Annotated in this window: 26 protein-coding genes; 11 read left to right on the top strand and 15 right to left on the bottom strand. The window is 74.1% G+C overall.

Translation table 11 applies throughout. The features are described 5' to 3' along the window. Positions 1 to 11: 11 nt before the first annotated feature. Both KPL59_RS05805 and KPL59_RS05800 read right to left on the bottom strand, forming a co-directional pair. Positions 12 to 1,295, bottom strand: coding sequence for a glycosyltransferase family 87 protein (locus tag KPL59_RS05805; RefSeq protein ID WP_226360166.1), 1,284 nt, complete (start codon positions 1,293 to 1,295; stop codon positions 12 to 14). A 47-nt stretch (positions 1,296 to 1,342) separates the two neighbouring features. Next, positions 1,343 to 2,332 carry a tetratricopeptide repeat protein gene (locus tag KPL59_RS05800; RefSeq protein ID WP_226360165.1) on the bottom strand — a complete coding sequence of 330 codons (990 nt, stop codon included), beginning with the start codon at positions 2,330 to 2,332 and terminating at the stop codon, positions 1,343 to 1,345. 506 nt (positions 2,333 to 2,838) lie between these two features. Between KPL59_RS05800 and KPL59_RS05795 the strand changes: the two genes are divergently transcribed. Next, positions 2,839 to 3,084, top strand: a complete 246-nt coding sequence (locus KPL59_RS05795) for a hypothetical protein (protein WP_020623302.1) — start codon at positions 2,839 to 2,841, stop codon at positions 3,082 to 3,084. Between the two features lie 131 nt (positions 3,085 to 3,215). Here KPL59_RS05795 and KPL59_RS05790 read toward each other — a convergent pair whose 3' ends face one another. Together KPL59_RS05790 and KPL59_RS05785 are read right to left on the bottom strand one after the other, a co-directional pair. Further along, on the bottom strand, positions 3,216 to 4,019 hold the full coding sequence (locus KPL59_RS05790; RefSeq protein ID WP_226350980.1) for an alpha/beta fold hydrolase: 804 nt from the start codon (positions 4,017 to 4,019) through the stop codon (positions 3,216 to 3,218). Then, the gene (locus KPL59_RS05785) at positions 4,016 to 4,330 is read right to left on the bottom strand and encodes a thiamine-binding protein (protein WP_020623304.1); all 315 of its coding nucleotides are present in this window, start codon (positions 4,328 to 4,330) and stop codon (positions 4,016 to 4,018) included. Before KPL59_RS05785 ends, KPL59_RS05790 begins: the two co-directional genes overlap by 4 nt. Before the next feature lie 65 nt (positions 4,331 to 4,395). Between KPL59_RS05785 and KPL59_RS05780 the strand changes: the two genes are divergently transcribed. Next, positions 4,396 to 4,899: a MarR family winged helix-turn-helix transcriptional regulator gene (locus KPL59_RS05780; protein WP_226350979.1), complete on the top strand. Its 504-nt coding sequence runs from the start codon at positions 4,396 to 4,398 to the stop codon at positions 4,897 to 4,899. A gap of 10 nt (positions 4,900 to 4,909) precedes the next feature. Here the strand turns inward: KPL59_RS05780 and KPL59_RS05775 are convergent, their stop codons facing one another. Beyond that, on the bottom strand, positions 4,910 to 5,101 hold the full coding sequence (locus KPL59_RS05775; RefSeq protein WP_226350978.1) for a hypothetical protein: 192 nt from the start codon (positions 5,099 to 5,101) through the stop codon (positions 4,910 to 4,912). Positions 5,102 to 5,191: 90 nt separating this feature from the next. Between KPL59_RS05775 and KPL59_RS05770 the strand changes: the two genes are divergently transcribed. Next, positions 5,192 to 6,160 carry a helix-turn-helix transcriptional regulator gene (locus tag KPL59_RS05770; protein ID WP_226360164.1) on the top strand — a complete coding sequence of 323 codons (969 nt, stop codon included), beginning with the start codon at positions 5,192 to 5,194 and terminating at the stop codon, positions 6,158 to 6,160. A gap of 16 nt (positions 6,161 to 6,176) precedes the next feature. Here KPL59_RS05770 and meaB read toward each other — a convergent pair whose 3' ends face one another. Then, positions 6,177 to 7,169, bottom strand: coding sequence for a methylmalonyl Co-A mutase-associated GTPase MeaB (meaB, locus tag KPL59_RS05765; protein WP_226350976.1), 993 nt, complete (start codon positions 7,167 to 7,169; stop codon positions 6,177 to 6,179). 107 nt (positions 7,170 to 7,276) lie between these two features. Next, positions 7,277 to 8,464 carry an acetyl-CoA C-acetyltransferase gene (locus tag KPL59_RS05760; protein ID WP_043277611.1) on the bottom strand — a complete coding sequence of 396 codons (1,188 nt, stop codon included), beginning with the start codon at positions 8,462 to 8,464 and terminating at the stop codon, positions 7,277 to 7,279. Between the two features lie 138 nt (positions 8,465 to 8,602). Here KPL59_RS05760 and mce point away from each other — a divergent pair, with 138 nt between their 5' ends. From mce to KPL59_RS05745, 3 genes are all read left to right on the top strand, one after another. Next, the gene (mce, locus tag KPL59_RS05755; protein ID WP_020623309.1) at positions 8,603 to 9,061 is read left to right on the top strand and encodes a methylmalonyl-CoA epimerase; all 459 of its coding nucleotides are present in this window, start codon (positions 8,603 to 8,605) and stop codon (positions 9,059 to 9,061) included. Positions 9,062 to 9,261: 200 nt separating this feature from the next. Continuing rightward, the gene (ccrA, locus tag KPL59_RS05750; RefSeq protein ID WP_149663355.1) at positions 9,262 to 10,593 is read left to right on the top strand and encodes a crotonyl-CoA carboxylase/reductase; all 1,332 of its coding nucleotides are present in this window, start codon (positions 9,262 to 9,264) and stop codon (positions 10,591 to 10,593) included. Positions 10,594 to 10,729: 136 nt separating this feature from the next. Further along, positions 10,730 to 12,097: a hypothetical protein gene (locus tag KPL59_RS05745; protein ID WP_226360163.1), complete on the top strand. Its 1,368-nt coding sequence runs from the start codon at positions 10,730 to 10,732 to the stop codon at positions 12,095 to 12,097. A 21-nt stretch (positions 12,098 to 12,118) separates the two neighbouring features. On the opposite strand, the gene KPL59_RS05740 is transcribed toward KPL59_RS05745, so the two are convergent. The 4 genes from KPL59_RS05740 to nucS all read right to left on the bottom strand — a co-directional run bounded on the left by KPL59_RS05740 (position 12,119) and on the right by nucS (position 16,671). After that, a complete protein-coding gene (locus KPL59_RS05740) occupies positions 12,119 to 12,355 on the bottom strand; it encodes a hypothetical protein (RefSeq protein WP_020621449.1) in 237 nt (78 codons plus the stop codon). Between the two features lie 100 nt (positions 12,356 to 12,455). Continuing rightward, complete coding sequence (locus KPL59_RS05735; protein WP_226360162.1) at positions 12,456 to 14,240, bottom strand: 3-hydroxyacyl-CoA dehydrogenase family protein; 1,785 nt, start codon at positions 14,238 to 14,240, stop codon at positions 12,456 to 12,458. 143 nt (positions 14,241 to 14,383) lie between these two features. Next, positions 14,384 to 15,916, bottom strand: coding sequence for an aldehyde dehydrogenase family protein (locus KPL59_RS05730; RefSeq protein ID WP_226360161.1), 1,533 nt, complete (start codon positions 15,914 to 15,916; stop codon positions 14,384 to 14,386). Between the two features lie 95 nt (positions 15,917 to 16,011). Further along, entirely contained in the window at positions 16,012 to 16,671 is a 660-nt protein-coding gene (gene nucS / locus KPL59_RS05725; RefSeq protein ID WP_020621452.1) for an endonuclease NucS, read from the bottom strand. Positions 16,672 to 16,758: 87 nt separating this feature from the next. Here nucS and KPL59_RS05720 point away from each other — a divergent pair, with 87 nt between their 5' ends. Then, positions 16,759 to 17,253 carry an NUDIX hydrolase gene (locus tag KPL59_RS05720; RefSeq protein ID WP_226360536.1) on the top strand — a complete coding sequence of 165 codons (495 nt, stop codon included), beginning with the start codon at positions 16,759 to 16,761 and terminating at the stop codon, positions 17,251 to 17,253. A gap of 135 nt (positions 17,254 to 17,388) precedes the next feature. Here the strand turns inward: KPL59_RS05720 and KPL59_RS05715 are convergent, their stop codons facing one another. Continuing rightward, positions 17,389 to 18,588 (bottom strand): cytochrome P450, encoded by a 1,200-nt coding sequence (locus tag KPL59_RS05715; protein ID WP_226360160.1) that lies wholly within the window; start codon positions 18,586 to 18,588, stop codon positions 17,389 to 17,391. Between the two features lie 47 nt (positions 18,589 to 18,635). Next, entirely contained in the window at positions 18,636 to 19,385 is a 750-nt protein-coding gene (locus KPL59_RS05710) for a TetR/AcrR family transcriptional regulator (protein WP_226360159.1), read from the bottom strand. A gap of 106 nt (positions 19,386 to 19,491) precedes the next feature. Between KPL59_RS05710 and KPL59_RS05705 the strand changes: the two genes are divergently transcribed. From KPL59_RS05705 to KPL59_RS05695, 3 genes are read left to right on the top strand one after another with little or no spacing between them, the layout of a single operon-like run. Then, entirely contained in the window at positions 19,492 to 20,265 is a 774-nt protein-coding gene (locus tag KPL59_RS05705; protein ID WP_226360158.1) for an enoyl-CoA hydratase-related protein, read from the top strand. 23 nt (positions 20,266 to 20,288) lie between these two features. Then, positions 20,289 to 21,194 (top strand): transporter substrate-binding domain-containing protein, encoded by a 906-nt coding sequence (locus KPL59_RS05700; protein ID WP_226350967.1) that lies wholly within the window; start codon positions 20,289 to 20,291, stop codon positions 21,192 to 21,194. 37 nt (positions 21,195 to 21,231) lie between these two features. Then, positions 21,232 to 22,386 carry a hypothetical protein gene (locus KPL59_RS05695; protein ID WP_226360157.1) on the top strand — a complete coding sequence of 385 codons (1,155 nt, stop codon included), beginning with the start codon at positions 21,232 to 21,234 and terminating at the stop codon, positions 22,384 to 22,386. Between the two features lie 39 nt (positions 22,387 to 22,425). Here KPL59_RS05695 and KPL59_RS05690 read toward each other — a convergent pair whose 3' ends face one another. Then, positions 22,426 to 24,444 carry a protein meaA gene (locus KPL59_RS05690; RefSeq protein WP_226360156.1) on the bottom strand — a complete coding sequence of 673 codons (2,019 nt, stop codon included), beginning with the start codon at positions 24,442 to 24,444 and terminating at the stop codon, positions 22,426 to 22,428. Positions 24,445 to 24,662: 218 nt separating this feature from the next. Between KPL59_RS05690 and KPL59_RS05685 the strand changes: the two genes are divergently transcribed. Then, entirely contained in the window at positions 24,663 to 24,995 is a 333-nt protein-coding gene (locus tag KPL59_RS05685; RefSeq protein ID WP_226350965.1) for a hypothetical protein, read from the top strand. Between the two features lie 4 nt (positions 24,996 to 24,999). Here KPL59_RS05685 and KPL59_RS05680 read toward each other — a convergent pair whose 3' ends face one another. Beyond that, positions 25,000 to 25,851 (bottom strand): DUF1206 domain-containing protein, encoded by an 852-nt coding sequence (locus tag KPL59_RS05680; protein WP_226360155.1) that lies wholly within the window; start codon positions 25,849 to 25,851, stop codon positions 25,000 to 25,002.

The raw sequence follows: 25,851 nt of genomic DNA, 5'->3' as shown, positions 1-25,851 counted from the left end.
GGCCCGGACCGTCAGGCCGGTGCGCGGGACGGCTCGTCCGCAGTGCGGACGGGACCGCCGGGCACCGGCCCGACGGCCGGGCGCAGCAGGGACCACCAGGTCGCCAGGAGCACTGTCGTGTAGAGCGTCCGTCCGAGCGGGGTCGCCCAGCCGCCGTCGGCCCACAGGTCGGACCAGCTCACCGGGACGACGGCGACACACCCGATCGCGACGACGACCCGGCGACGGGTGTCCCCCGCCCGGCCGGACGCGGCGAGCGCCAGCAGCCCGGGCAGGAGCAGCAGCAGGTAGTTGTGCCAGGCGATCGGCGCCGCCAGCAGACCGGTGGCGAGCACGGCGAACAGCGCCGTCCCACCCGGGGCGGTGCCCGCGGCCGGGTCGAGGCCGTACCGGCGGGTGCGCCGCCCGAGGTGGACGAGCGTGCCGACCACGATCGCCGCGCCCACCAGGGTGCCGACGACGGTCGGGATCCCCCAGCGGAGCGCCTGGCCCGGCAGGGACGCATTGTCCGGGGTGGGGCCGACCGGCTCGGCCAGCGCCATCGTCAGCCACTGGAACGCCGTCGGCCACCCGGCGACGGCGACGCCGACCAGCGTCGCGACCGCCGCGGCGGCGATCCCGGCCAGGAACGGCCGCCGACGGGCCTGCACGGCGGGGAGCAGCAGCACCGGCGCGAGCGAGGGCTTGAGGGCGACCGTCACGCCGTAGCAGACGGCGGCCAGCAGCGGGTGCCCGCGCCGTTCGGCGACCCAGCCCGCGGTCAGCCCGGCCAGCAGCAGCGGGTAGATCTGGCCCAGCAGCAGCGTGCCGTGCAGCGGCGACGACGCCAGCACCACCAGGAGCGCACCGGTCGTCCAGCGGCGGCCGAGCCGCAGCTCCCGGCAGACCAGCAGCACCGACCCGGCGACGAGCAGCATCGACAGCGCCGTCAGCAGCCGGTAGCCGGTGACCGGGTCGAGCAGGGCCAGCGGCGCGAGCAGCACCGACAGCAGCGGCGGGTTGAGGTTGTGCAGCCGGGCGCCGGTGTCGTAGATCGCGGCGCTGCCCGGACCGTGCTGGAGCAGCGCGTACGCCGAGGCCCGGAAGGTGTCGAAGTCGACGTGCATCCGCGCGATGTCGGTCGCCGGGATCCAGCGCAGCAGCGGCGGGCCGCCCAGCACGAACAGCAGCGCCGCGGTCACCAGCGCGGCGACGGCGACGACCGGCGCCACCGCCCGCGCGAGACGGTGCACGCGGTCGCGCGCCGCCGACGCCCACCGCGGAGCCGGCGTCCCGGCAGGAGCGGCGACGGTCACCGCGGGCGCCGGTGCCTGCGGCCGTGGGCCATCGGGGCGGGTCCGGCTCAGAACAGGGCGCGGGCGAGCGCGCGCCGGGCCGTGGCGACCCGCGGGTCGTCGGCCGGGAAGAGCTCGAAGAGCCCGACGAGGTGCCCGCGGGCCCGGTCACGGTCCTCGCCCGCGGTCCGGGCGACGGTGTCGACCAACCGGGTGAAGGCGGCCTCGACCCGGTCGGCGGCCAGCTCGGCGTCGGCCGCGGCGAGCTGGGCGTCGACGTCGTCGGGTGCGGCGTCGGCCCGCGCGATCGACGACGGGTCGGCCTGCTCGGCACGGGCGAGGAAGCGGACCTGCGCCAGCGCCGCCTTCGCCTGCTCGTTGGCGGGCTCGCTGTCGAGGATCGCGGTGTAGGCGGCCTCGGCGGCGGCGTAGTCGCCCTGCTCCAGGGCGTCCTCGGCGGCGGTGAAGCGCGGGTCCTCGGGCTCCTCGACGGGCTCGTCCGAACCGGCCGCGGCCGCCCGGCGCTCGCCCTCGGCGATGGCGGGCATGCGGTCGCGCAGCGCGTCGAGCAGGGACTTCACCCACTCGGCGGCGCGGTCCTCGGGGATGGCGCCGTTGACCGCGTCGACGGGCTGACCGCCGACGAGCACGACCAGCATCGGCACCTGCTGCACGCCGAAGGCCTGGGCCACCCGGGGCTGGGTGTCGATGTCGACCCGGGCCAGGCGCCACGCACCGCCGCCGGTCGAGGCGAGGCGCTCCAGCTCGGCCGACAGCTGCTCCTCGCGCGGGTAGCGGCTGGCCCACAGCTCGACGACGACCGGCACCTGCAGGGACGGCTCGAGGACCTCGGCCTGGAAGCCCTGCTCGGTCGCGTCGACGACCCAGGAGCTCCCGCCCCCGCCGGGCGCGGGCGGACCGCCCCCGGCACCGCCGGACGGGGCGGGCCGGTTCGCCGCATCGGCACGGGCCTTCAGCCCGGAGAGGTCGACCGCCCCGGCCATGGCCGAGGAGATCGCCGCACGCTGGGCCGCCTGACGAGGATCTGGGCGAGACACGCCATCCATCCTGGCACGTCCGTGTGTCCGGCGTGACCCGCCCCGCCCGGTCGGACGCACCCCCGCGCGACGCGTCCCACGTCTCCTCGCCCCGCCCCGACGTCCCGGGATGTCCGCCGGGGTCCGACGCCCGCACGGCACCGCCGATGCCGCAGCTGCACCACCACGCCCCGGGAGAGAGCCGGCGGCACCCACCTGCGTGAACTCGCTTACCCGGTAAGCAAGTTCGCACCGGGACAGGTCCCCGGTGACCGACCTACCCGTGCCCGCAGAGCCGACGACGGCACGGAGCCCCGGAACCCGGCGGAACCGGCGGGGTCGCCCCCACGATCACCGGACCGGCGGAGCAACACCGGGCCTCGCCACTCGTTGAACACCCTGCAGGGACTCGATGCTGACTCTGCGTGATCGCGGCGGGGCGTTCCCCCGGTTGCCCCACCCCGCGGTTCCCTTCCCCGACAGAACGATCGCCGGCTCCCCGGCGCACAACGGAGGGCTCCACCCCGATGAGCAACATGCAGACGACCGACAAGCCGACCCTGGCCTACGCGTCGGTGGCGCTGGGCATCATCGCGATCGCCGCGTTCCTCGTGCCGATCGCCGCCTGGATCCTGGGTGCCGCGGGCCTGGTCACCGGCTTCCTCGCCTACCGCAAGCCGGGCATGACCAAGCTCGCCCAGATCGGCATGACCGTCAGCTTCGTCGGCATCCTCGCCGGCGTGTACTACTTCTCGACCATCATGGCGGGCTGAGCACGGCCTTCCTCGCGGCACGCCGCGACGACGACACGGCCTCCGGACCCGGTCCGGGCGCCCGACGGCCGGTGACGGGTCTCCCGCCACCGGCCGTCGTCGTCCCGGCGCCCGGGCCGTGGCACCTCCCGTCAGGCCGGCGCGGCGAGCCCGGCCAGCAGGTCCGCCGTCTCCTCCGGCCGGGTGAGCATCGGGAAGTGCCCGCCCGCGAACTCGACGAGCCGCGCCCCGACCCGGTCCGCCTCCCGCCGTCCCGCGACGGGACTGACGACCCGGTCCCCCGCACACACCACCGACACTGTCGGCACCGCGGGCCACGACGGCACCGGGCACGGCTCGACGAGCAGCGACCAGTCCTGGGGTCTCAGCTGCGCCGCCGCGTCCGCGACCACGGCCCGCCCGTCACGTCCCGCCGCGTCGAGCTCGTCCGCGACGCCCCGGTAGAGCCCGTCGGCGACCGTCCGCGCGTCCGGCCAGTACGTGCTGACCCCCGGGCCACGACGGACCTCGGCGTCGTAACCGGCGACCATCAGGTCGCGCTCGGCACGCATCCGGTCCCGGTAGGGACGGCCCGGCTCGGGAACGAGTGCCGCGACGAGGACCAGCGCTCGCACCCGGTCGGCGATGCGGCCGGCGGCCGCGGTGGCCACGAGACCGCCGAGCGAGTGGCCGACCAGCACGACCGGCGGACCCTCGACCCCGGGTACCGACCCGTCCGGACCACCACCGGCGACGGCCAGGACCGCGTCGACGAGCTCGGTGTGGCCGACCCCCGCGACGTCGGACGGGAGGTTCGGCGCGACCGCCTCCACTCCCCGGGCCGCCAGGGCCTCGACCACCGGCGCCCACGACGCACCGCGGTGCCAGGCGCCGTGGACGAGCACGACCCGGGCCGGGCCCGGCTCCCCGGCTCCCGGTGCGACCGGGGCGCTCACGCACCGCCTCCGCGCAGGTGCTCCTCGACCCGCTCCACCTTGGCCTGCAGCTGCCCCCGGTACCCGGGCCGTATGTCGGCCTTCAGGACCAGACTGACCCGGGGCGACACGGCGGTGACGGCCTCGACAGCACGTTTGACCACCGCCATCCCCTCGTCCCAGGTCTCGGACTCGATGGTGGTGAACATCGAGGTGGTCTCGTTCGGCAGGCCGGACTCGCGGACCACCCGGACGGCCTCGGCGACGGCGGCACCGACGCTGCCGTCGCCGGAGTCCGAACCGGACGGGGCGATGCTGAAGGCGAAGAGCATGCCGACACCGTGCCACGCCCGGCATGCGGAACGGACCCGGTCACGGCACTTGCTAGCGTCGGACCATGGCATCCCGCGGGTCGCTCCCCTTCGACCCGATCCAGCGTGCGGCCGAACTGTGGGAGGAGCGGGTCGGCCCCGCCCGCACGATGGCGACGGTCACCAGCGTGATGCGCGTGCAGCAGATCCTGCTCTCGGCCGTCGACACGGCGCTGCGGCCGCACGGGCTGACCTTCGCCCGCTACGAGGCGCTGGTGCTGCTGGACTTCGCGCGCCGCGGCAGCCTCCCGATGCGAGTGATGGGCGAGCGGCTGCAGCTGCACCCGACGAGCGTGACCAACATCGTCGACCGGCTGCAGGGCGACGACCTCGTCCGCCGGATGCCGCACCCCACCGACCGCCGCGCCACCCTGGTCGAGCTGACCTCCGAGGGGCGTGCCCGGCTGGAGAAGGCCACCGCCGCGGTGACCGGCATCGACTTCGGTCTGACCGGGCTGGACCCGGCCGAGGAGGAGCAGCTGACCGCGCTGCTGCGCTCGGTGCGCCGCGCCGCCGGCGACTTCGCCTGACCCGCCCACCTCAGCCCGGCCGTCTCCGCCGGCGCGGCCCACCACCCGATGGCGGGCCGCCGTGTCCCGGACCGCGCCAGCTGCGCATCACCGAGCCGCGGGGCGGCCGGGGCCACAGCATCCGCCGCACCGCGGCCCGCCCGGCCAACGCGCCGCTGAGGCCGGACAGGCCCACGCACGCCAGGTAGTCGATGAGGTCCACGGGGCACACTCCGGGGTGTCGAGGCAGGTGATGATGCGGGTTGCGTCAACGGTGTTGACCCTACGACGGGGCACCGACAGACTCGGCCGCGTGCACGCTCCTCCTCCCCCGTCCGACCGGCCCGGTGCCGGCCCGGCGCTGCGGGCCGCGCGCGACCGGCGGGGCTGGTCCCAGTCCGAGGCGGCCCGTGCGCTGGCCGCGCTCGTCGCCGGGACCGGCGGCACCGCGCGGGCCGCGAGCCTGAAGACCCAGCTGTCGCGCTGGGAGAACGGCCACGCCGTCCCGGACGCCGCGCACCGCGCGCTCCTCGCCGAGCTGTACGAGACCACCCCGGCCGGTCTCGGTCTCGCCGACGAACCCGGGCCGGGCCCCCTCGACGGGGCCACGCGGCTGCGCGCGGCGCTGGAGCGGACCGCCGCCGTCGGGGAGGAGGAACTGGACCTGCTGCGCGCCCAGTGGGCCGCGACCAGCGCACTGGACGACCGGCTGGGCACCGCCGCCGCCCACGACGCGGTGACCGCCGTGGTCACCCAGCTGCGCGAGCCGGCCGCGCACGCGCAGGACCCGCACCTCGTGCGGGCACTCGGCGGACTGCTCGCCGCGGCCGCACTGCGGCTCGGGGACCAGGAACGCGACCACGCCGCCCCGGACCGGGCGTGGGCGGCCTACGTCGAGGCGGAGTCCGCGGCCCTGCGGGCCGGGGACCCGGACACCGCGGACACGGCGCGGCACCGGCGGGAACGCCTGGCGGCCGAGCTGCCGGGCGTCGCCGCACCGGACGCCGACACCGAACAGACCGGCCCAACCGATACGACGGCGCTGCCGACGATCGACGTCCACACCGCCCCCGCGTGGCTCACCGTCGAGGACGGCCCACCGCAGCGCCCGGTCCGCGAGCGCACCGATCTCGCACTGGGCGAGGTGCTCGCCGCCCTGCGTGCCGGCGACGGCGCCGCCGCGCGGGCCGCACACGCCCGGGCCAGGGCACTCGCCCTGCGGACCGGGTCGCAGCGCGTCCTCGACCGGCTCGCGGCGCTGCCCGGGACCACACTCCCCTGACCGGAGGCGGGTCGGCTCAGTCCGCCTGGTCCAGCAGCTCGTCGGCAGCGGCCCACGGGTCCAGCTCCCCGCCCAGCACCCGCTCGGTGAGGGCGTCGAGCGCGTCACCGCCGCGCACGCGTTCCATCCGGGCCCGGACCTGCTCCATCCCGATGCCCTCGATCTCGCGACGCGTCCGCTCACGGCGCCGTCGTTCCCGCTCGCCGGACTTCTCGGCCCAGGCGTGGTGCTCGTCGAGGGCGTCGGCGACGGCCGCGATCCCCTCCGCGCGGGACGCGACCGTCGAGAGCACCGGGGGCTCCCACGGCTCGGCACCGAGGCCGGGTGCGTCCGTGCCTCCCTCGCCGCCGTCCGGGAGACGCAGGTGCAGCATGTTCCGCAGCTCGCGCACCGTGCGGCGGGCCCCCTCACGGTCGGCCTTGTTGACCACGAAGACGTCGCCGATCTCCAGGATCCCGGCCTTGGCCGCCTGGATGCCGTCGCCCATCCCCGGCGCGAGCAGCACGACGGTCGTGTCGGCGAGGCCGACGATCTCCACCTCGGACTGCCCGACGCCGACGGTCTCGATCAGCACGACGTCGCAGCCCGCGGCGTCGAGCACCCGCAGGGCCTGCGGCGTCGCCCAGGACAACCCGCCCAGGTGCCCACGAGTGGCCATCGACCGGATGAAGACCCCGTCGTCGTCGGCGTGGTCGCCCATCCGCACCCGGTCGCCCAGCAGCGCCCCGCCGCTGAACGGCGAGGACGGGTCCACCGCCAGCACCCCGACCCGGCGCCCGCGCGCCCGCAGCTCGGTGACCAGCGCCGACGTCGACGTCGATTTGCCCACCCCCGGCGACCCGGTCAGCCCGATGACGTGCGCCCGTCCGGTGTGCGGGGACAGTGCCGCGGACACCTCGCGCAGCTGCGGACCGGCGTTCTCCACCATCGAGATCAGCCGGGCGACGGCGAGCTGCTCACCGCGGCGGGCGCGCTCCACCAGGTCGCGGGGGTCCGGCGGTCCGGGCACGGTCGGGCTCCTTGTCGGGACGAACGGGCGTCGGGACGGACGGGGTGGATGCACGTCGGCCCCCGCCGAGGCGGGGGCCGACGTGGACCACACGGAGGTCGGGACGGTCAGGCGGAGGGGACGCGCACGATCAGCGCGTCGCCCTGGCCGCCGCCGCCGCACAGCGCGGCCGCGCCGACGCCGCCGCCGCGCGCCTTGAGCGCGAGCGCCAGGTGCAGCGCGATCCGCGCACCGGACATGCCGATCGGGTGACCGAGGGCGATGGCGCCGCCGTCGACGTTCACCTTCTCCTCGTCGATGCCGAGCTTGCGGGCCGAGACGATGCCGACCGCGGCGAACGCCTCGTTGATCTCGACGAGGTCGAGGTCGGCGGGCTGGATGCCCTCCTTCTCGCACGCCTTGGCGATCGCGTTCGCGGGCTGCTCGTGCAGCGAGGCGTCCGGACCGGCGACGACGCCGTGCGCACCGATCTCGGCGATCCAGTCCAGGCCCAGCTCCTCGGCCTTGGCCTTGCTCATCACGACCACCGCGGCCGCGCCGTCGGAGATCTGCGAGGCCGATCCCGCGGTGATGGTGCCGTCGGCGGCGAAGGCGGGGCGGAGCTTGCCGAGCCCCTCGGTGGTGGTGTCGCCGCGCACGCCCTCGTCGGTCGAGAAGACGATCGGGTCGCCCTTGCGCTGCGGGATCTCGACCGGGGCGATCTCCTGGTCGAAGGTGCCGTCCTGGGCGGCGCGGGCGGCGCGCTGGTGCGAGCGGGCGGAGAAGGCGTCCTGCTCCTCGCGGGTCAGGCCGTAGCGCTCGTTGTACTTCTCGGTGGAGGCGCCCATCGCGACCTGGTCGAACGCGCAGAACAGACCGTCGTAGGCCATGTGGTCGGTGAGGGTGGTGTCGCCGAACTTGGTGCCCTCGCGGGACTTGGTGAGCAGGTGCGGTGCCTGGGTCATCGACTCCTGGCCGCCGGCGACGACGATGTCGAACTCGCCGGCGCGGATGAGCTGGTCGGCCAGCGCGATGGCGTCGACGCCGGACAGGCAGACCTTGTTGATCGTCAGCGCCGGGACGTCCATCGGGATGCCGGCCTCGACCGCCGCCTGGCGCGCCGGGATCTGTCCCGCGCCTGCGGTGAGGACCTGGCCCATGATCGTGTACTGGACCTGGTCGGGAGCCACACCGGCCCGCTCGAGCGCGGCCTTGATGGCGACACCGCCCAGCTGGGCCCCGGAGAAGCCCTTCAGGGAGCCGAGCAGACGGCCCATCGGCGTGCGGGCGCCGGCGACGATCACGGTTCCGGACACGGGGTCCTCCATCAGGCTTCGTTGTCAGGTGGGCCGCCACCATACCCACGGCGACGACCCGTCCGGACGCACCGAACGGTGGGGGGGACCAGCGGCACAGACTCCTACCGGCGAGTAGAACCGGTAGCTTCAGCCCCCATGACGACAACCGAGGACGCCCTGTCGCCGCTGGTCGTGGCCGTGGACCACGTGGGCATCGCGGTGCCCGACCTGGACGAGGCCATCCGCTGGTACGCGGACAACCTGGGCCTGGTCGCGGTGCACACCGAGACCAACACCGAGCAGGGCGTGCGCGAGGCCATGCTGGGAGCACCGGGCGAGGCGGCCGGCGCCACGAAGGTGCAGCTGCTCGCCCCGCTGAACGAGGACTCGACGATCGCGAAGTTCATCGGGCGCAACGGCCCGGGCCTGCAGCAGGTCGCCTACCGGGTCACCGACGTCGCCGCCGCGGCGGACGCACTGCGGGCGAAGGGCCTGCGCCTGCTCTACGACGCCCCGCGTCGTGGCACGTCGAACTCGAAGGTCAACTTCGTGCACCCGAAGGACGCCGGCGGAGTGCTGGTCGAGCTCGTCGAGCCGGCCGCGGACGCGCACTGACGAGCGGAGGGACGGCCGGGGCACGACCCCGTCCCGAAGGACAGTACGGGCGTCCGGTGGAGTGGATCACGAAGTGCGCTTCGGGTATCACCCTCACCGTCGACCTACGGTTAAGATACTACGCAGTAACTTGCGGTATCCCAAGCACCATCGGGTGAGCCACCCGACTCCCCTGACAACGTCGCCATCGGAGGCCAGCAGTGAAGGACATCCGCGACGCCATCCTCGCCGGGCAGTTCACCGACGTCGGAGGCCTGGAGGTTCCCGAGCACTATCGGGGCGTCACCGTCCGCGCCGAGGACGTGGACATGTTCGAGGGTCTGACCACCAAGGAGAAGGACCCGCGCAAGAGCCTGCGCGTCGAGGACGTCCCGGTCCCCGAGCTCGGCCCCGGTGAGGCGCTCGTGGCCGTGATGGCCAGCGCGATCAACTACAACACCGTCTGGACCTCGATCTTCGAGCCCGTCTCGACGTTCAGCTTCCTCAAGCGCTACGGCAAGCTCTCGCCGCTGGCCAAGCGGCACGACCTGCCCTACCACGTGGTCGGCTCCGACCTCGCCGGCGTCGTCGTGCGGACCGGCCCCGGCGTCAACACCTGGAAGCCCGGCGACCAGGTCGTCGCGCACTGCCTCTCGGTCGAGCTGGAGAGCCCGGACGGGCACTCGGACACGATGATGGACCCGGAGCAGCGCATCTGGGGCTTCGAGACCAACTTCGGCGGCCTCGCCGAGCTGGCCCTGGTCAAGTCCAACCAGCTGATGCCGAAGCCGGACCACCTCACCTGGGAGGAGGCCGCGTCCCCGGGCCTGGTCAACTCCACCGCCTACCGCCAGCTGGTGAGCAAGAACGGCGCCGACATGAAGCAGGGCGACGTCGTGCTGATCTGGGGCGCCTCCGGCGGCCTCGGCTCCTACGCCACCCAGTTCGCCCTCAACGGCGGCGCCACCCCGATCTGCGTCGTCTCCTCGGAGGAGAAGGCCCAGATCTGCCGCGACATGGGCGCGGAGCTGGTCATCGACCGCAACGCCGAGGGCTACCGGTTCTGGAAGGACGAGACCACCCAGGACCCGAAGGAGTGGAAGCGGCTCGGCGCGAAGATCCGCGAGCTCACCGGCGGCGAGGACCCCGACATCGTCTTCGAGCACCCGGGCCGCGAGACCTTCGGTGCGTCGGTCTACGTCACCCGCAAGGGCGGTCAGATCGTCACCTGCGCCTCGACCTCGGGCTACATGCACGAGTTCGACAACCGCTACCTGTGGATGAACCTCAAGCGGATCGTCGGCTCGCACTTCGCGAACTACCGCGAGGCCTACGAGGCCAACCGGCTCGTCGCCAAGGGCATGATCCACCCAACCCTGTCGCGGGTGTACCCGCTGGCCGAGACCGGCCAGGCCGCGAACGACGTCAAGCAGAACCTGCACCAGGGCAAGGTCGGCGTGCTGGCGCTGGCCCCCGAGGAGGGGCTCGGCGTGACCAACCCGGACAAGCGCGCGAAGCACCTGGATGGCATCAACCGCTTCCGGGGCGTCTGACGCCGCCGGGGTTCGTCCCCGCGAAGGGCCCGTCCGTGTCACACGGACGGGCCCTTTGTCCATAGCGGGGTGAACCCGGTGACCCCCGGCCGTGAACTTACGGTCCGGCAACCCCCGCGACGGTACGGTGAACGACATGGCCGGCGACCACGACGTACCCGTACCCCGGACCGGTTTCTCGATCGCGCGCCGCGGCTACGACCAGGCGCAGGTCGACAGCCACCTGCGACGGCTCGACGCCCAGGTGCGCATGCTGGCCGCCGACCGTGACGCCGCGGTCGCCCAGAACACCCGGCTGAGTCGCGAGCTCGACGACGCGCGTACCCGGGCCGAGGCCATGCAGCAGCAGGTCAACCGGCTCGCCGGCCCGCCGCAGAACGTGCAGGGCATGAGCGAGCGGCTGCGCTCCATGCTGCGCCTCGCCGAGGACGAGGTCTCCGAGATGCACGCCAAGGCCGACCGCGAGGTCGCCGAGCAGCGCCGCCGCGCCGAGGAGCAGGCCCGCGCCCTGATCGAGGACGCCAGGGCCCGGGCCGAGCAGACCGTCGCCGACGCCGAGGCCCACGCGGCCGAGGCCGCCCGCCGCTCCGCCGAGCGCGACCGCGGCCTCGACGAGAAGCAGGCCCGCGTCGAGCGCGAGCTCGCCGAGCTGCGCGAGCGCACCGAGACCGAGCTGGCCGAGCTCCGCCGCCGCACCGAGGCCGAGCTGACCGAGCTGCGGACCACGACCGAGCGCGAGCTGGCCGAGCGGCGCAGCACCACCGAACGCGAGCTCGCCGAGGCCGAGCGCACCGTCACCGAGCGGATCACCAGGGCCGACGCCGCGGCCCGGGAGAGCCGCGAGCAGGTCGAGCACGACTTCCGGATCGCGATGGACCAGCGCCGCGCCGAGGCACTGACCTCGCTGTTCGCCGAGCGCGACGCCCTCGAGGCCGACATCTCCCGCCGGGAGCGCGAGGCCGCCGAGCGGATCCGCCGCGACCTCGACCAGGCCCACGCCGACGGCGAGAAGATCCGCTCCGACGCCCGCCGCGACGCCGAGGAGACCACGGCCGCCGCCCGGCGCCGGGTGGAGCAGCTCACCGGGCTGCGCGCCCGGCTGACCGAGCAGCTGCGCGCCGCCCGCGCGCTCATCGAGTCCGGCGTCGACGACCTCGACGCCGGCCCGGACCTGGCCGACCTGCCCGTCGACCAGCCGCCCGCCGAGCGGTCCTCGGTCGACCGGCTGCCCGCCGAGCAGGCCCCTGCGGGGTCCGGGGCCGTCGCGCCCGACACCACCGGGGCTCCCGCGTCGGGTTCGGCCGACACCCCCGCGAGCGCACCCCGCACGGTCGAGGAGGCCGTAGCGGCGCGGGAGCGCCGGTCCGCCGCGACCGCGGAGGACGAGTCGGGGTCCCCGACCGGGTCGACGGGCAGCGGGTCGTCCGGATCCGGCCGTCCCCGGCCCTCGCCGCGGGCCCGAAGCGGCTACAGCGGCGGCAAGCGCGCCGCACGCACCCGCTGACCCGGGTCGGCCCCGCTCGGCTCAGTGCCGCCGGAACCCCGCGCGACGACGGTCCCGCGCGTTCCAGCACGGCAGGTGCCAGTGCCGCCGCTCCTCGACGCCGCGGCCGTCGTCGGCGGGCCAGGTCACCACGTGGGGCATTCCCGAGGGCAGCAGCTGGTCGCAGCCGGGGCACCGGTAGTGCTTCACCGTGGTGCCGCCCGGAACCCGGCGGACGTAGTGCTCGCCGTCGCGGCCGCTCTCCAGGTCGGTCGTCATGCCACTGCCCAGCGGTGGCGCGACGGGACGGCCCCGCCCCCGTTCCGAGGGGCGGGGCCGCCTGCCGCGTCCACGAGCCATGCGACCAGTGTCGCAAGCGCTACCGCTTGGTGTAGTCCCGGAAGCCGTGACCGGTCTTACGCCCGAGCCGGCCTGCGGTGACCAGGTGCTCCAGCAGCGGCGCGGGGGCGAACCCGGCCTGGTGGAACTCGGCGTACAGGGACTTCTGGATCGCCAGCGACACGTCGAGCCCGACGACGTCGAGCAGCTCGAACGGCCCCATCGGCAGCGCGCAACCGGTCTTCATGGCGGCATCGATGTCGTCGGCGGTGGCGTAGTGGGCCTCCAGCATCTTCACCGCGTCGTTCAGGTACGGGAACAGCAGCGCGTTGACGATGAACCCGGCCCGGTCGCCGCAGCTCACCGGCACCTTCTTGAGCTTCTGGCACACGTCGAGGACGGTGGCCGCCACGTCGCGCGAGGTGCCGATCGTGGACACGACCTCGACCAGCTTCATCACCGGCGCCGGGTTGAAGAAGTGCATGCCGATCACGTCGCCCGGGCGCTGGGTGGCCGCGGCACACTCGACGACGGGCAACGAGGAGGTCGTCGTCGCCAGGATCGCGCCGGGCTTGCAGATCTCGTCGAGCGCGCCGAACATCGCCCGCTTGACGTCGAGCTCCTCGGCGACGGCCTCGACGACCAGGTCGACGTCGGCCATGTCCTCCAGCTCGGTGGTGCCGCTGATCCGGGCGAGGACGGCGTCGCGGCCGGCCTCGTCCAGCTTCCCGCGGGCGACCGCCTTGTCCAGGGACTTGCGGACCAGCGCGACCGAGCCCTCGACCTTGGAGTCGCTGCGGCCGCGGACGACGACGTCGTAGCCGGCCTTGGCGAACACCTCGACGATGCCCGAGGCCATCGTGCCGGTGCCGATCACGCCGACCCGCGCCACGTCGCGCAGGGTCACGTCCTCGGGAACGGCGGAGGCCGGGGTCTCCCCGTCGGGGACGACGGTGGAGCTGTGCGGTGCGGAGTAGGTGTAGAAGCCGCGCCCGGTCTTCCGGCCGAGCAGGCCCGCGGTGATCATCTGCTTGAACACCGGGTTCGGCGCGTGCATCAGGTTGCGCGACTCGCCGTACATCGTCTCGAGGATCTCGTAGGCGGTGTCCAGGCCGATGAGGTCGAGCAGGACCAGCGGGCCCATCGGGTAGCCGCAGCCGTAGCGCATGCCGGCGTCGAGGTCCTCGCGGCTGGCGTAGCGCTCGGCGTACATCTTCGCGGCGTGGTTGAGGTAGCCGAACAGCAGCGCGTTGGCGATGAAACCCGCGCGGTCGCCGATGACGACCGGTACCTTCCCGAGGGAGTCGGCGAACGCCTGGACGTCGGAGATGACGTCGGGCTCGGTGACGACGGTCCGCACGACCTCGACCAGCTTCTGGACCGGCGCCGGGTTGAAGAAGTGCATCCCGACGACCTTGCCCGGGCGCGTGGTGCGCACGGCCAGCTCGGTGACCGACAGCGACGAGGTGTTCGAGGCGAGGATGGCGTCCTCGGCGACGACCTTGTCGACCTCGGCCAGCAGCGCGGTCTTGGCGTCCAGGCTCTCCGGGATGGCCTCGACGACCAGCTGCGCCGGTGCCAGGTCGGCCAGGGTGGTGGTCACGGTGATGCGACCGAGGAGCTCGTCGGCCTGCTCCCGGGTGAGCTTGCCGCGCTCGATGGCGCGGTCGGTCGAGGCCGCGAGGTGGGCCCTGCCGCGCTCCCCCGCGGCGTCATCCACCTCGACGGCGATCACGTCGAGACCGTTGCGGGCGAACACCTCGACGATGCCTGCCCCCATCGTGCCGAGGCCGACCACTCCGACGGTCCGGAACTCACGTGCCACGCTGCAACCTCCACCGATTCGACAACCTTGTCTTCCGCGTCGGCGCCGATCCTGTCATCCAGAGGTGCTACCAGTGGGTAACATGCGACCAGGACCACCCCGACGTGCGGGAGGGCCCTGGTCGTCGGGGGAGGAGAGGCGCCTCAGCGCCCGTGCCGGGCCTTCACGATCCCGACGAGCGTCTGCATCGTCCGCGCGGTCCGCTTGAAGCTCGTGACCACGATCGGCATCCCGAACCGCTGCCGGGCGATCGACTGGGCGCGGGTGAACTCGCGCAGCCCGTCGGCGCCGTGGATGCGGCCGAAGCCGGACTCCCCCACCCCGCCGAAGGGCAGCGACGGGATCCCGGCGAAGGAGATCACGCCGTTGATCGAGACCATGCCGCAGCGCAGCCGCTGCGCGATCTGCTCCCCGCGCTTCGCGGAGAACACCGTCGCGCCGAGGCCGTATCCGGTGGCGTTGGCGCGGCGGACCGCCTCGTCGACGTCGGGCACCCGGTTGACCACGACGAGCGGGCCGAACGTCTCCTCGGTGACCGCGACGGAGTCCTCGGGCACGTCGGCGATGACGACCGGGGAGATCGACCCGCCCTGGGCGGGCACCGAGTCGGCGCCACCGACGATCGCGCGGCCGCCGCGCTCCAGGGCGTCGGTGACGTGCCGGCGCACGATCTCGGTCTGCGACGGCATGGTCATCGGCCCGAGGTCGCCCTCGTTCGTGGCGGTGCCGACCTGCAGCGCCGACGCCGCGGCCCGCACCTTCTCCAGGAACCGGCCCGCGACGGACTCGACGACGTAGACCCGCTCCACCCCGACGCAGGTCTGCCCCGCGTTGGACATCCCGCCCCAGACGGCGGCGTCCGCGGCGCCGTCGAGGTCGGCATCGGCGTCGACGATCAGCGGGTCCTTGCCACCGCACTCCATGAGCACCGGCACCAGGTTCTCCGCGCAGGCGGCCATCACCCGGCGTCCGGTCGCGGCGGACCCGGTGAACGCGATCTTGCCGATGCCGGGGGCGCGGCACAGCTCGGCGCCGGTCGGCCCGAACCCGGTGACGACGGTCAGCAGCGGGTACCGGCCCACCTCGGGGACCGCCTCGGCGAGCGTGCGGGCGATCTCGTGGCCGACACCCGGGGTCAGCTCCGAGGGCTTGAACACCACGGTGTTGCCGGCGGCCAGCGCGTAGGCGATCGAGCCCATCGGCGTGAAGATCGGGTAGTTCCACGGCCCGATGACGCCGACGACGCCCAGCGGCCGGTACGCCACCGACGCCGCCTGGTTCGCCATCAGCAGGCCCGGGGACACCGAGCGCCGCCCGAGCACCTTCTTCGCGTTCGCCGAGGCCCAGTCCAGGTGGTCGATGGCGAGCACGACCTCGAGCCGGGCGTCGTCGAGCGGCTTGCCGGTCTCGGCGGCGACGACGCCCGCGACCCGGTCCAGCTGCGCGACCAGCACCTTCTTCCACGCCGCGAGCCTGCGGCGGCGCTCGTCGAAGCCGAGCCCGTCCCACCAGACGGCGGCCTCGGCGGCGTCCCGGACCCGGGCGCGGACGTGCTCGCCGTCGTGCACGGGGTAGCGGGCCAGCTCCTCGCCGGTACGGGGCGAGAGCGACGCGAAGTCCCCGGAAGCGGGGACGGCGGCGGTCGTAGGGGTGGAGTCAGCGGCGGTGGCACTCACGTGACCAGGCTAGACGCCGCGGCAAGGCCCGGCCGGGCCCGTGCTGGCCCGGCGGGGCCGCGCCGGCCCGGGGAGGCCGCCTCGGGACAGCCGCCTCAGAACAGGAGCAGGTCGTCGCGCGCCATGCCCCGCAGCGCGTCGTAGTCGACGGTCACGCAGCGGATCCCGCGGTCCACGGCCAGTGTGCGGGCCTGCGGCTTGATCTGCTGGGCCGCGAACACCCCCTCGACCGGCGCGAGCAGCGGGTCGCGGTTCATCAGCTCCAGGTACCGGGTGAGCTGCTCGACGCCGTCGATCTCGCCGCGGCGCTTCACCTCGACCGCGACGTGCGCGCCGTTCCCGTCGCGCAGCAGCAGGTCGACCGGGCCGACGGCGGTCATGTACTCGCGCCGGACCAGCGTGTGGCCCTCCCCGAAGGTCTCCGGGTGCGCGGCGAGCAGCTCCTGCAGGTGGGCCTCGACGCCGTCCTTGACCAGGCCCGGGTCGACGCCCAGCTCGTGGCTGGAGTCGTGCAGCACCTCGTCGATGGTGATGACCAGCGACTCGTCGGCCTTGTTGCGCACCGTCCACACACCGGGCTCCTCGGTGAGCCAGCACGGTGGGGACATCCAGTTGAGCGGCTTGTAGGCACGGTCGTCGGCGTGGATGCTCACCGAGCCGTCCCGTTTGACCAGCAGCAACCGGGGGGCCATGGGCAGGTGGGCGGTCAGCCGTCCGACGTAGTCCACCTGGCAGCGGGCGATGACGAGACGCACCCGCCTCACTGTAGGGCCGAGTGGATGGATCACCCTGGGCGGGTGATCGAGCAGACCTCGACCCGGCAGGTGTACGCCAACGACTGGATGAGCGTCCGCGAGGACGGCATCCGGCTCCCGGACGGCACCGAAGGGCTCTACGGCGTCGTCGACAAGCCCACCTACGCCCTGGTGATCCCCCGCGACGACGACGGCCGCCTGCACCTCGTCGAGCAGTACCGCTACCCGGTGGGCGGCCGCCGCTGGGAGTTCCCCGCGGGCACCGCACCCGACCGGGCCGACCAGGACCCGGCCGAGCTGGCGGTGCGCGAGCTCGTCGAGGAGACCGGGCTGGCCGCGGCGCACATGACCCTGCTCGGCACGCTCGACTGCGCGCCGGGCATGTCCAGCCAGCGCGGACACGTCTACCTCGCGACCGGGCTGACCGCGGGGCCGCCGCGCCGTGAGCACTCCGAGCAGGACATGCGCGCCGCCTGGTTCACCGCCGCCGAGCTGACGGCGATGATCCGGCGCGGCGAGCTCACCGACGCCCAGTCACTCGCCGCCTGGACCCTGCTCACCCTGCACGACGCGGGCACCTGACCGGTGCGCACGGCCGCCGTTCGTGATCGCCGCTCCATGATCGGCGCTCCATGATCGCCAGGAGTGGAGCGCCGGGTGCAGTCGGCTGCACCCTGGGCTCCACTCCCGGCGATCATCCGGCGATCACCCCGGGGGTCACCCGACGCGCACCGGCAGCGCCGCGACCCGGCTGAACCCGGGGCGGGGCAGCCAGACGACCTCCTCGGCGGGCACGGCGAGGCGCAGCCCGGGGAACCGTTCGAACAGCATCCGCAGCCCCACCTCGCCCTCCTGGCGGGCCAGCGCGGCGCCCAGGCAGTAGTGCACGCCCTGCCCGAACCCGACGTGCCCCTCGCCACGGCCGGTCGGACGGGCGAGGTCCAGCTCGTCGGGACGGTCGAAGGCCCGCGGGTCGTGGTTGGCCGGGAGCAGCCCGGCGATCACCGGGGTCCCGGCCGGGATCGCGGTGCCGCCCAGCTCGACGTCGACGGTCGGGTAGCGGAGCTGGGTGAACTGCACCGGGCCGCGGGCCCGCATCAGCTCGTTCACCGCGGCGGACCAGCCCGCCGGGTCGGCCCGCAGCGCGGCGAGCTGGTCGGGGGCGCCGAGCAGCGCCAGCGCACCGTTGCTGAGCAGGTGCGCGGTCGTCTCGTGCCCGGCCATGACGATCGCGAAGATCATCGTGACCATCTCGCGGTCCGAGAGCCGGTCGCCGTCCTCATCCTGCGCGGCGACGAGCGCGCTGATCAGGTCGTCGGCGGGCTCGGACCGGCGGGCGTCGACGAGGGCGTGCACGTGCGCGATCGCCGCCCGCAGCGCGGGGCCGGTCCGCTCGCGGTCCATCGTCGTGAGGATCTCGCCCCACTCGTGCCACTGCGCGCGATCGGCCTCCGGCACCCCGACGAGCTCGCAGATCACCGTGATCGGCAGCGGGTAGGCCAGCGCCTCGACCAGGTCGACCGGTGCCCCGCCGGCCCCGGCGGCCGCGACCTGGTCGAGCAGTGCGGCGGTGATCTCCTCGACCCGCGGGCGCAGCGCCGCGACCCGCCGCACGGTGAACGCCCGCGACACCAGCCTGCGCAGCCGGGTGTGCTCCGCGCCGTCGACGGTGAGGATGGTGCGCAGCAGGTAGTCGGCGACGTCGGCGGGGACCCCCATCTGCTCCATGATCATCTCGCGGTTGTCCGGCCCGCCGGCCAGCGCCGGGTCGGTCACGAAACGCGGATCGGTCAGGACGGTGCGGACGTCGTCGTAGCGGGTGGCCAGGACGGCGGGCGGGCTGCCCATCATCGTCACGGTCGCGGTGGGGGCCTGTTCGCGCAGCCGCCCGTAGGCGGCGTACGGGTCGGTGGTCACGGCCGGGTCCATCAGGTCCACGGCTCCACCGGGAGTGCTCGGTGCGGTCATCTCACCACTGCCTCTCTCGCGCGCTCGGGTCGGCGGACGCGTCGTCTCCACTCCTCGTCGATGTGGTCGACGAGCGGTCGGTACAGCGCGGCGACCTCCGCCGCGACGCCCGCGGCACCGGCCGCGGGGGCGGGCCCGGCCAGCAGCCGGGACAGGCTGTGCTCGATCAGGGCGGCGGTGTGTTCGGGCCCGGACGGCGCGAACGTGCCACCCGGGCCGTCGGAGAGGAGGAACCCCCGGGACACCGCGCCCCACACGTGGATCTGCTCGTCGACGGGCAGGTCGTCGTCGACGAGACCGGCGGTACGCAGCAGCAGGAAGTGCTCCCGGACGGCGCCGTCGTGGTGGCGCCCGAGCCCCTCGAGCGTCCCGGCGGCCTCGTGCGCGAGCCGGCCGAGGACCTCGTCGTCGCCCCGGTAGAAGGCCCGTGCGACGTTGTCCTCCGCCAGCCGCAGGTAGAACATCCGCGACATCCCCCAGGGCAGCGCGACCACCGGTTCGACGAGCATCCGGTCGGCGAGGTCGGCGAACAGCCGCCGCTGCGCCCGCAGCAGCACGGTGAGGAACAGCGCGTCCTTGGTGCGGACGTGCAGGTAGACGGTGCCCTTGCCGATACCGGCCCGGCGCGCGACGTCCTCGATGGTCACCCGCCGGTAGCCCTGCCGCACGAGCAGCTCGCCCGCCGCGTCGAGCACCCGTTCCATCCGGGCGGTGTCCTCCGCACCCGGTCCGTCCGATACCGCCACCGCTCCCCCTCCGTGCTTCATGACTGGATCGACGAATCCGGTCACAGGGTCACGGTAGCGCGCCGGGGTCTCGGCGGCGAGCAGATTCCGGGCTACCGTTCCCCGCATGACCGACTACGAGCACCTGCTGGTCAAGCAGGACGGCGACACGGTCCGGATCACGATGAACCGCCCGCAGCGACGCAACTCCCTCACCGAGGGCCACCTGCGGGAGCTGCTGGACGCGTTCGAGAGCGCGGGACGCAGCGACGCGACCGGGATCGTGCTGGCCGGGGAGGGCAAGGCGTTCTCCTCCGGCCACGACTTCGGCGACGTCGCCGAGCGCGACCTCGCCGGGGTGCGCTCCCTGCTGCGGCTGTGCACCACGGTCATGCACACCGTCCAGTCGGTGCCCCAGGTCGTGATCGCCCGGGTGCACGCGACGGCCTGGGCGGCGGGCTGCCAGCTCGTCGCGTCCTGCGACCTCGCCGTCGCCGCGGAGTCCGCGACGTTCGCGCTGCCCGGCGGCAAGGGCGGCTGGTTCTGCCACACCCCGGCCGTCCCGGTCGCGCGGAACATCGGCCGCAAACGCCTGATGGAGCTGGCCCTGACCGGGGACCCGATCGACGCGGCCACCGCCGCCGACTGGGGTCTGGTCAACTACGCCGTCCCCGACGACGACCTCGACGCCCGCGTGGACGAGTTGCTCGCCCGCGCGACCCGGGGCAGCAGGCTGTCCAAGGCCGTCGGCAAGCAGACCCTCTACGCCCAGCTCGACCGTCCCGAGGCCGACGCCTACGCCGTCGCGGCCGAGGTGATGGCGTCGATGTCGCAGTCCGGGGGTGCCCGCGAGGGCATGGCGTCGTTCCTGGAGAAGCGGGCCCCGCAGTGGACCGACTGATCGGCACCTAGGCTCGCGGGACCATGCACATCCGCACCACCACCCGGCTGAGCCGGCGCCGTCTGCTGGGGGCGGCCGCCGCCCTCGGCGGGACCGCGCTGGCCGGGCCGCTGCTGGGCGGCTGCGGCGGGCCGTCGGACCCGCTGTCGCGGCTGCGCGCCGGCGGCGACGTCGTCGTCGGGCTGTCCGGGGAGCGCCCGTTCGGCTACACCGACGGCTCCGGGCGGGTCACCGGGGAGAGCCCGGAGGTGGCCCGCGCGGTCGTCACCGGCCTCGGCGGCAGCGGCCTCGCCGCGGTCCAGACGAGGTTCGACCAGCTCATCCCCGGTCTGCTCGACGGCCGCTTCGACGTCATCGCGGTCGGGCTGACCATCACCGCGCTGCGCTGCCAGCAGGTCGCGTTCTCCCGCCCCGACTACGTGGCGGGTACCGGCCTGGTGGTCCCGGCCGGCAACCCCCTCGGGGTCGCGACGCTGGCCGGGGTCCGCCGCTCCGGGGCGACGCTGGCGGTGCTCGAGGGAAGCGCCGAGCAGGAGTACGCACTCGCCGCGGGCATCCACGCCGACCACATCGTCACCGTCGACTCGCAGGGCGCGCTGGTGCGCGAGGTCGCGAACGGCGGCGCGCAGGTCGGCGCGCTCACCCGCATCGCGCTGCTCGACGAGGTCCGCCGCAACGCGGGCATCGGGCTGGAGGTGACCGCCGCGTTCGCCCCCGAGGTCGCGGGACGCCCGGTCGTCGGGGCCGGGGCGTTCGCGTTCCGTCCCGCCGACAGTGCCTTCCGCGAGGAGTTCGACCGCGGGCTCACCGCGTTGCAGGAGTCCGGGCGCTGGCTGGAGCTCGCCGCGCCGTTCGGGTTCACCGCGGCGAACCTGCCGCCGCGCGATCTCACCGTCGACGAGCTCTGCGCCCGCACCCCGGACTCGTGACCGACGCGCGCCGCCGGGGAGTGCAAGGATCCCGGTCATGGCACTGCGTATCGCGGGGATCCACGTCCCCGGCCCGTCCGACCTGCTCACCGGCGCTGCGTCGGTGGTCGAGGCGACCGGCGAGCTCGCCGGGACCGTCGCCGGGCTGCCCGCGCGGGCCGGGGAGCTGCTGGAGGAGGTCGGCTCGCTGGTCGGCCGGATCGGCACGATCGCGACCCGCGCCGAGCAGCTGCTCGACCGGGTGGACGGCGTCGTCGACCGGGCCGAGGGGCTGATCGGGACCGTCGACACCGTCGCCGAGGAGGCGACCGGGCTCGTGTCCCGGATCCGCCCGGTCGCCGAGCAGGCCGAGGCGCTCGTCGCCCGGGTCACCGGCGTCGCGGGGAACGCGGAGGAGCTCGTCGGGCGGGTCACCGGCGTCGCCGGGAACGCCGAGGAGCTGGTGGCGCGGGTCGGCGGGGTCGCCGACGAGGCCGACACCCTGGTCCGCAAGGTCACCACCGTGTCCGAGCAGGCCGACGGCCTGGTCCGGCGGGTCACCACCGTCTCCGACGAGGCCGGCGAGCTGGTCCGGCGGGTCACCACGGTGTCCGAGGAGGCGGGCGACCTCGTCCGCCGGGTCACCACGGTCTCGCAGAACGCCGAGGGCATCGTCGAGCAGGTCTCGGTGGTCACCGGGAACGCGAGCGGGCTGCTCGCGCGGGTCGACACCGTCACCGGCGAGGCGGGCGGGCTCATCCGCACCGTCGGCGAGATCAGCGAGCGCGCCGGCGGCCTCATCGGGCAGGTCGAGACCGTCACCACCGACGCGACCGGTGTCGTCACCGCGGCGAAGGCGGTGTCCGACCGCGCCGGAGAGGTCGTCGGGCAGGCCGCGGGCGCCAGCGAGCAGGCCGGTGAGCTGCTGGACCTCTACGGCCCGCTGGCCCGCCGGGCGGCGCCGCTGGCCCAGCGCTTCGTCGACGAGCTCTCCGAGGAGGAGGTGCGCGCCGCGATCCGGCTGGTGGACCAGCTCCCGAAGTTCACCGAGCACATGGAGGACGACATCATGCCGATCCTCACGACGCTGGACCGTGTCGGACCGGACGTCCACGAGCTCCTGGACGTGCTCAAGGAGGTCCGGCAGGCGATCGTCGGGATCCCCGGGTTCAAGCTGCTCAGCCGCCGCGGGAGCGAGAAGGAGGAGGGCTGAGCTCCCGGCCGGGCGGTGCGTACCGCCCGGCCGGCACGGTCAGCCCAGACCCTGCGACTCCCGGATCAGGGTGACGATCTCGTCCATCATCCCGGTCAGGCGGAAGTTCTTCGGCGTGAACACCGCCGCGACCCCGCCCTCACGCAGCCGCTTCTCGTCCTCGGGCGGGATGATCCCGCCGACGACGACCGGCACCTCCCCGGCCCCGGCGTCCCGCAGCCCCTGCACGACCGCGGGCACGACCTCCAGGTGCGACCCGGACAGCACCGAGAGCCCGACGGCGTGCACGCCCTCCTGCACCGCGGCCGCCACGATCTGCGACGGCGTCAGCCGGATCCCCTGGTAGACGACCTCGAACCCGACGTCGCGGGCACGCACGGCGACCTGCTCGGCGCCGTTGGAGTGACCGTCGAGGCCCGGCTTGCCGACCAGCATGCGCAGCCGCTGGCCCAGCTCCTCACCGGTGGCACGGACCCGCTCGCGGACCTCGGAGATCTCGGTGGCGCCCTCGCCGGACATGCTCGCCCCCGCCACTCCGGTCGGGGCCCGGAACTCCCCGAACACCTCGCGCAGCGCCCCGGCCCACTCCCCGGTGGTCACGCCCGCCTTGGCGCAGTCGATCGAGACCTGCATGAGGTTCTGCTCGGTCTTGGCCGCGTCGCGCAGCGCCCGCAGCGCCTCCTCGACGGCGTCCTGGTCCCGCGCGGCCCGCCACTCGCGGATCGCCTCGACCGCGGCCCGCTCGGTGGCCGGGTCGACGGTGAAGATCGCGTCGGCGCCCTCGGCCTGCAGCGGGCTGGGCTCGGTCGTGTCGAACTTGTTGACCCCGACCACGACCTCCTCACCGGACTCCAGCCGGCGACGGCGGGCGGCGAGGGAGTTGACCAGCTCGCCCTTCATGTAGCCGGACTCGACGGCCGCGACCGCCCCGCCCATCTCCTGCACCCGGTCGATCTCCGCGCGGGCGCCCTCGACGAGCTCGGACACCTTCGCCTCGACGACCCGGGAGCCGTCGAAGATGTCCTCGTACTCCAGCAGGTCGGTCTCGTAGGCCAGCACCTGCTGCATCCGCAGCGCCCACTGCTGGTCCCACGGCCGCGGCAGGCCGAGCGCCTCGTTCCAGGCCGGCAGCTGCACGGCGCGGGCACGCGCGTCCCGGGACAGGGTGACGGCGAGCATCTCCAGCACGATGCGCTGGACGTTGTTCTCCGGCTGCGCCTCGGTCAGCCCGAGCGAGTTGACCTGCACGCCGTAGCGCAGGCGTCGCTGCTTGGGGTTCTGCACGCCGTAGCGCTCGAGGGTGATCTCGTCCCAGACCCGGCCCAGCGCCCGGAGCTTGCACATCTCCTCGACGAACCGGATGCCGGCGTTGACGAAGAACGAGATACGTCCGACGACGTCGCCGAACTTCTCCGGCGGCACCTGCCCGGAGTCGCGCACCGAGTCGAGGACGGCGATCGCGGTCGACAGCGCGTAGGCCAGCTCCTGCGTCGGCGTCGCCCCGGCCTCCTGCAGGTGGTAGCTGCAGATGTTGATCGGGTTCCACTTCGGGATCTCACCGACCGACCACGCCACCATGTCGGTGATCAGCCGCAGGCTGGGCCCGGGCGGGAACACGTAGGTGCCCCGCGACAGGTACTCCTTGACGATGTCGTTCTGGGTGGTCCCGGCGAGCTTCGCCCGGACCTCGGCGTAGTCCAGACCGGACTGCTCCGCCTGCTCCTCGGCGACGGCCACGTACAGCGCGAGCAGCCACATCGCCGGGGCGTTGATCGTCATCGAGGTGTTGGCCTCGGCGACCGGGATCCCCTCGAACAGAGTGCGCATGTCCCCGATGTGGCTGACCGGCACGCCGACCTTGCCGACCTCGCCCTTGGCGAGCTCGTCGTCGGGGTCGTAGCCGGTCTGGGTCGGGAGGTCGAAGGCCACCGACAGCCCCGTCTGGCCCTTGGCCAGGTTGCGGCGGTACAGCTCGTTGGACTTCTCCGCCGAGGAGTGACCGGCGTAGGTGCGGATCACCCACGGACGGTCGCGCTCACGATCGGTGGGGTACGGCACCGGGACCTCCGTGTCGTCGCGGGAGCACAGTCGGCACTGCCTGTGATGCGGACAGATCCTACTCGTCAGTAGCCGACGGCGGGCACGGAGTCGCCCCTCGTCACAGTCGGCATGTTCGGCAAAGTACGCGATCCGCACGGGAAACCGAGCGCTGGATCGGTTCACCACCCGCCCCCTCGGACAGGGCGTGTCGCCCGTCCGGGTGCGACGATCGGTGGATGGAGCTGGACCTGGTCCCGCGGCTCGGCTCGGTCATCGGCATCGCGATCGTGCTGGCGGTGCTCGCGCTGCTGCTGCGCTGGACCTACGGCCACCAGAAGCACCACGCGCTGCCCACCGACGACCCGGACGACCCGGTCGCGACCGGCCTGCTCACCGAGGTCTCCCGGGTACCCGGGCCGGAGGCGGCGCGGGTGCTGCGCGACCGGCTGCGCTCCGAGGGCATCCGGGCGACGACCTCCCGCGCCGACGACGGCGGCTGGGCACTGCTCGTCTTCCCCCGGGACGTCGGGGACGCCCGCGTGGTGCTCAGCCGTCGCTCGCTGGACTGAGCGCTCAGCCCACCCGGTGGTAGCGGGCGTCGAGGAAGCAGAACACGCCGTAGCAGGCGATCCCCACGCCGACCGCGACCAGCAGGAACACCCCGTAGGGCTGTTCGCGCAGCGTCTTGAGCGCGGAGTCCAGCCCGTTGGCGCGCTGCGGGTCGAAGGTCAGTGCGGCGACGCCCAGCAGGACGCCCAGCACGCCGATCGCGATCCCCTTGGCGATGTACCCGACCTGTCCGGTGCGGGCGTTGATCCGCCGCAGCCGGGTGTCGGCGCCACCGAGGTCCTGGTCCTCGGTGAACGTCGTCCGGTAGCCGTTCCAGGCCATCACCCCGCCGCCGATCAGCACCCCCAGCCCCAGCAGCGCGGTGAGGACCTGCCCGCCCGGCAGGCCCAGCAGTCCGGCGGTCGCCCGACCACCGCCACCACCGGACGTGCGTCCGCTGATCGCGGTGGTCGCCGCGGTGACGGCGAGCACCGCGTAGACGACGGCCTGCCCGCCGGCAACGACCCGCTTCACCGTGCGCTTGGTGCCGTCACCGATGTAGTGGAAGCCCCACACCGCCGAGACGGTCCGCCACAGGACGACCGCGACGAACCCGACGACCAGCACCCACAGGAACACCCGGCCCGCCGGCTCGGCGGCGATCGCCCCGAGGGCGCCGTTCTGGTCGGCCTGCCCGCCCGAGCCGAGCGCGATCCGGACGGCGAGCCACCCGATCAGCAGGTGCACCACCCCGTTCGCGGCGATGCCGGCCCGGGCGGCGACGCGCACCGGTGTCGAGTGCGCGGCGTCCCGCGCCCCGCGGCCCGCCTTGCGGCCGGCCTGCGAGACGTCGGCGGCGTCGGGGGTGCTCACCAT

Source organism: Pseudonocardia sp. ICBG1142, assembly GCF_020496255.1.
Classification (GTDB): Bacteria; Actinomycetota; Actinomycetes; order Mycobacteriales; family Pseudonocardiaceae; genus Pseudonocardia.
The sequence above is the reverse complement of the archived record's forward strand: the minus strand, read 5'-3'. Positions and strand labels throughout refer to the sequence as shown.

Bases quoted from the DNA above. Each gene is read 5' to 3' on its own strand.
- KPL59_RS05795 (WP_020623302.1), top strand. From the start codon at position 2,839: ATGAGCAACATGCAGACGACCGACAAGCCGACCCTGGCCTACGCGTCG.
- KPL59_RS05785 (WP_020623304.1), bottom strand. From the start codon at position 4,330: ATGCTCTTCGCCTTCAGCATCGCCCCGTCCGGTTCGGACTCCGGCGAC.
- KPL59_RS05780 (WP_226350979.1), top strand. From the start codon at position 4,396: ATGGCATCCCGCGGGTCGCTCCCCTTCGACCCGATCCAGCGTGCGGCC.
- mce (WP_020623309.1), top strand. From the start codon at position 8,603: ATGACGACAACCGAGGACGCCCTGTCGCCGCTGGTCGTGGCCGTGGAC.
- KPL59_RS05745 (WP_226360163.1), top strand. From the start codon at position 10,730: ATGGCCGGCGACCACGACGTACCCGTACCCCGGACCGGTTTCTCGATC.
- KPL59_RS05740 (WP_020621449.1), bottom strand. From the start codon at position 12,355: ATGACGACCGACCTGGAGAGCGGCCGCGACGGCGAGCACTACGTCCGC.
- KPL59_RS05720 (WP_226360536.1), top strand. From the start codon at position 16,759: ATGAGCGTCCGCGAGGACGGCATCCGGCTCCCGGACGGCACCGAAGGG.
- KPL59_RS05705 (WP_226360158.1), top strand. From the start codon at position 19,492: ATGACCGACTACGAGCACCTGCTGGTCAAGCAGGACGGCGACACGGTC.
- KPL59_RS05700 (WP_226350967.1), top strand. From the start codon at position 20,289: ATGCACATCCGCACCACCACCCGGCTGAGCCGGCGCCGTCTGCTGGGG.
- KPL59_RS05695 (WP_226360157.1), top strand. From the start codon at position 21,232: ATGGCACTGCGTATCGCGGGGATCCACGTCCCCGGCCCGTCCGACCTG.
- KPL59_RS05685 (WP_226350965.1), top strand. From the start codon at position 24,663: ATGGAGCTGGACCTGGTCCCGCGGCTCGGCTCGGTCATCGGCATCGCG.
- KPL59_RS05680 (WP_226360155.1), bottom strand. From the start codon at position 25,851: ATGGTGAGCACCCCCGACGCCGCCGACGTCTCGCAGGCCGGCCGCAAG.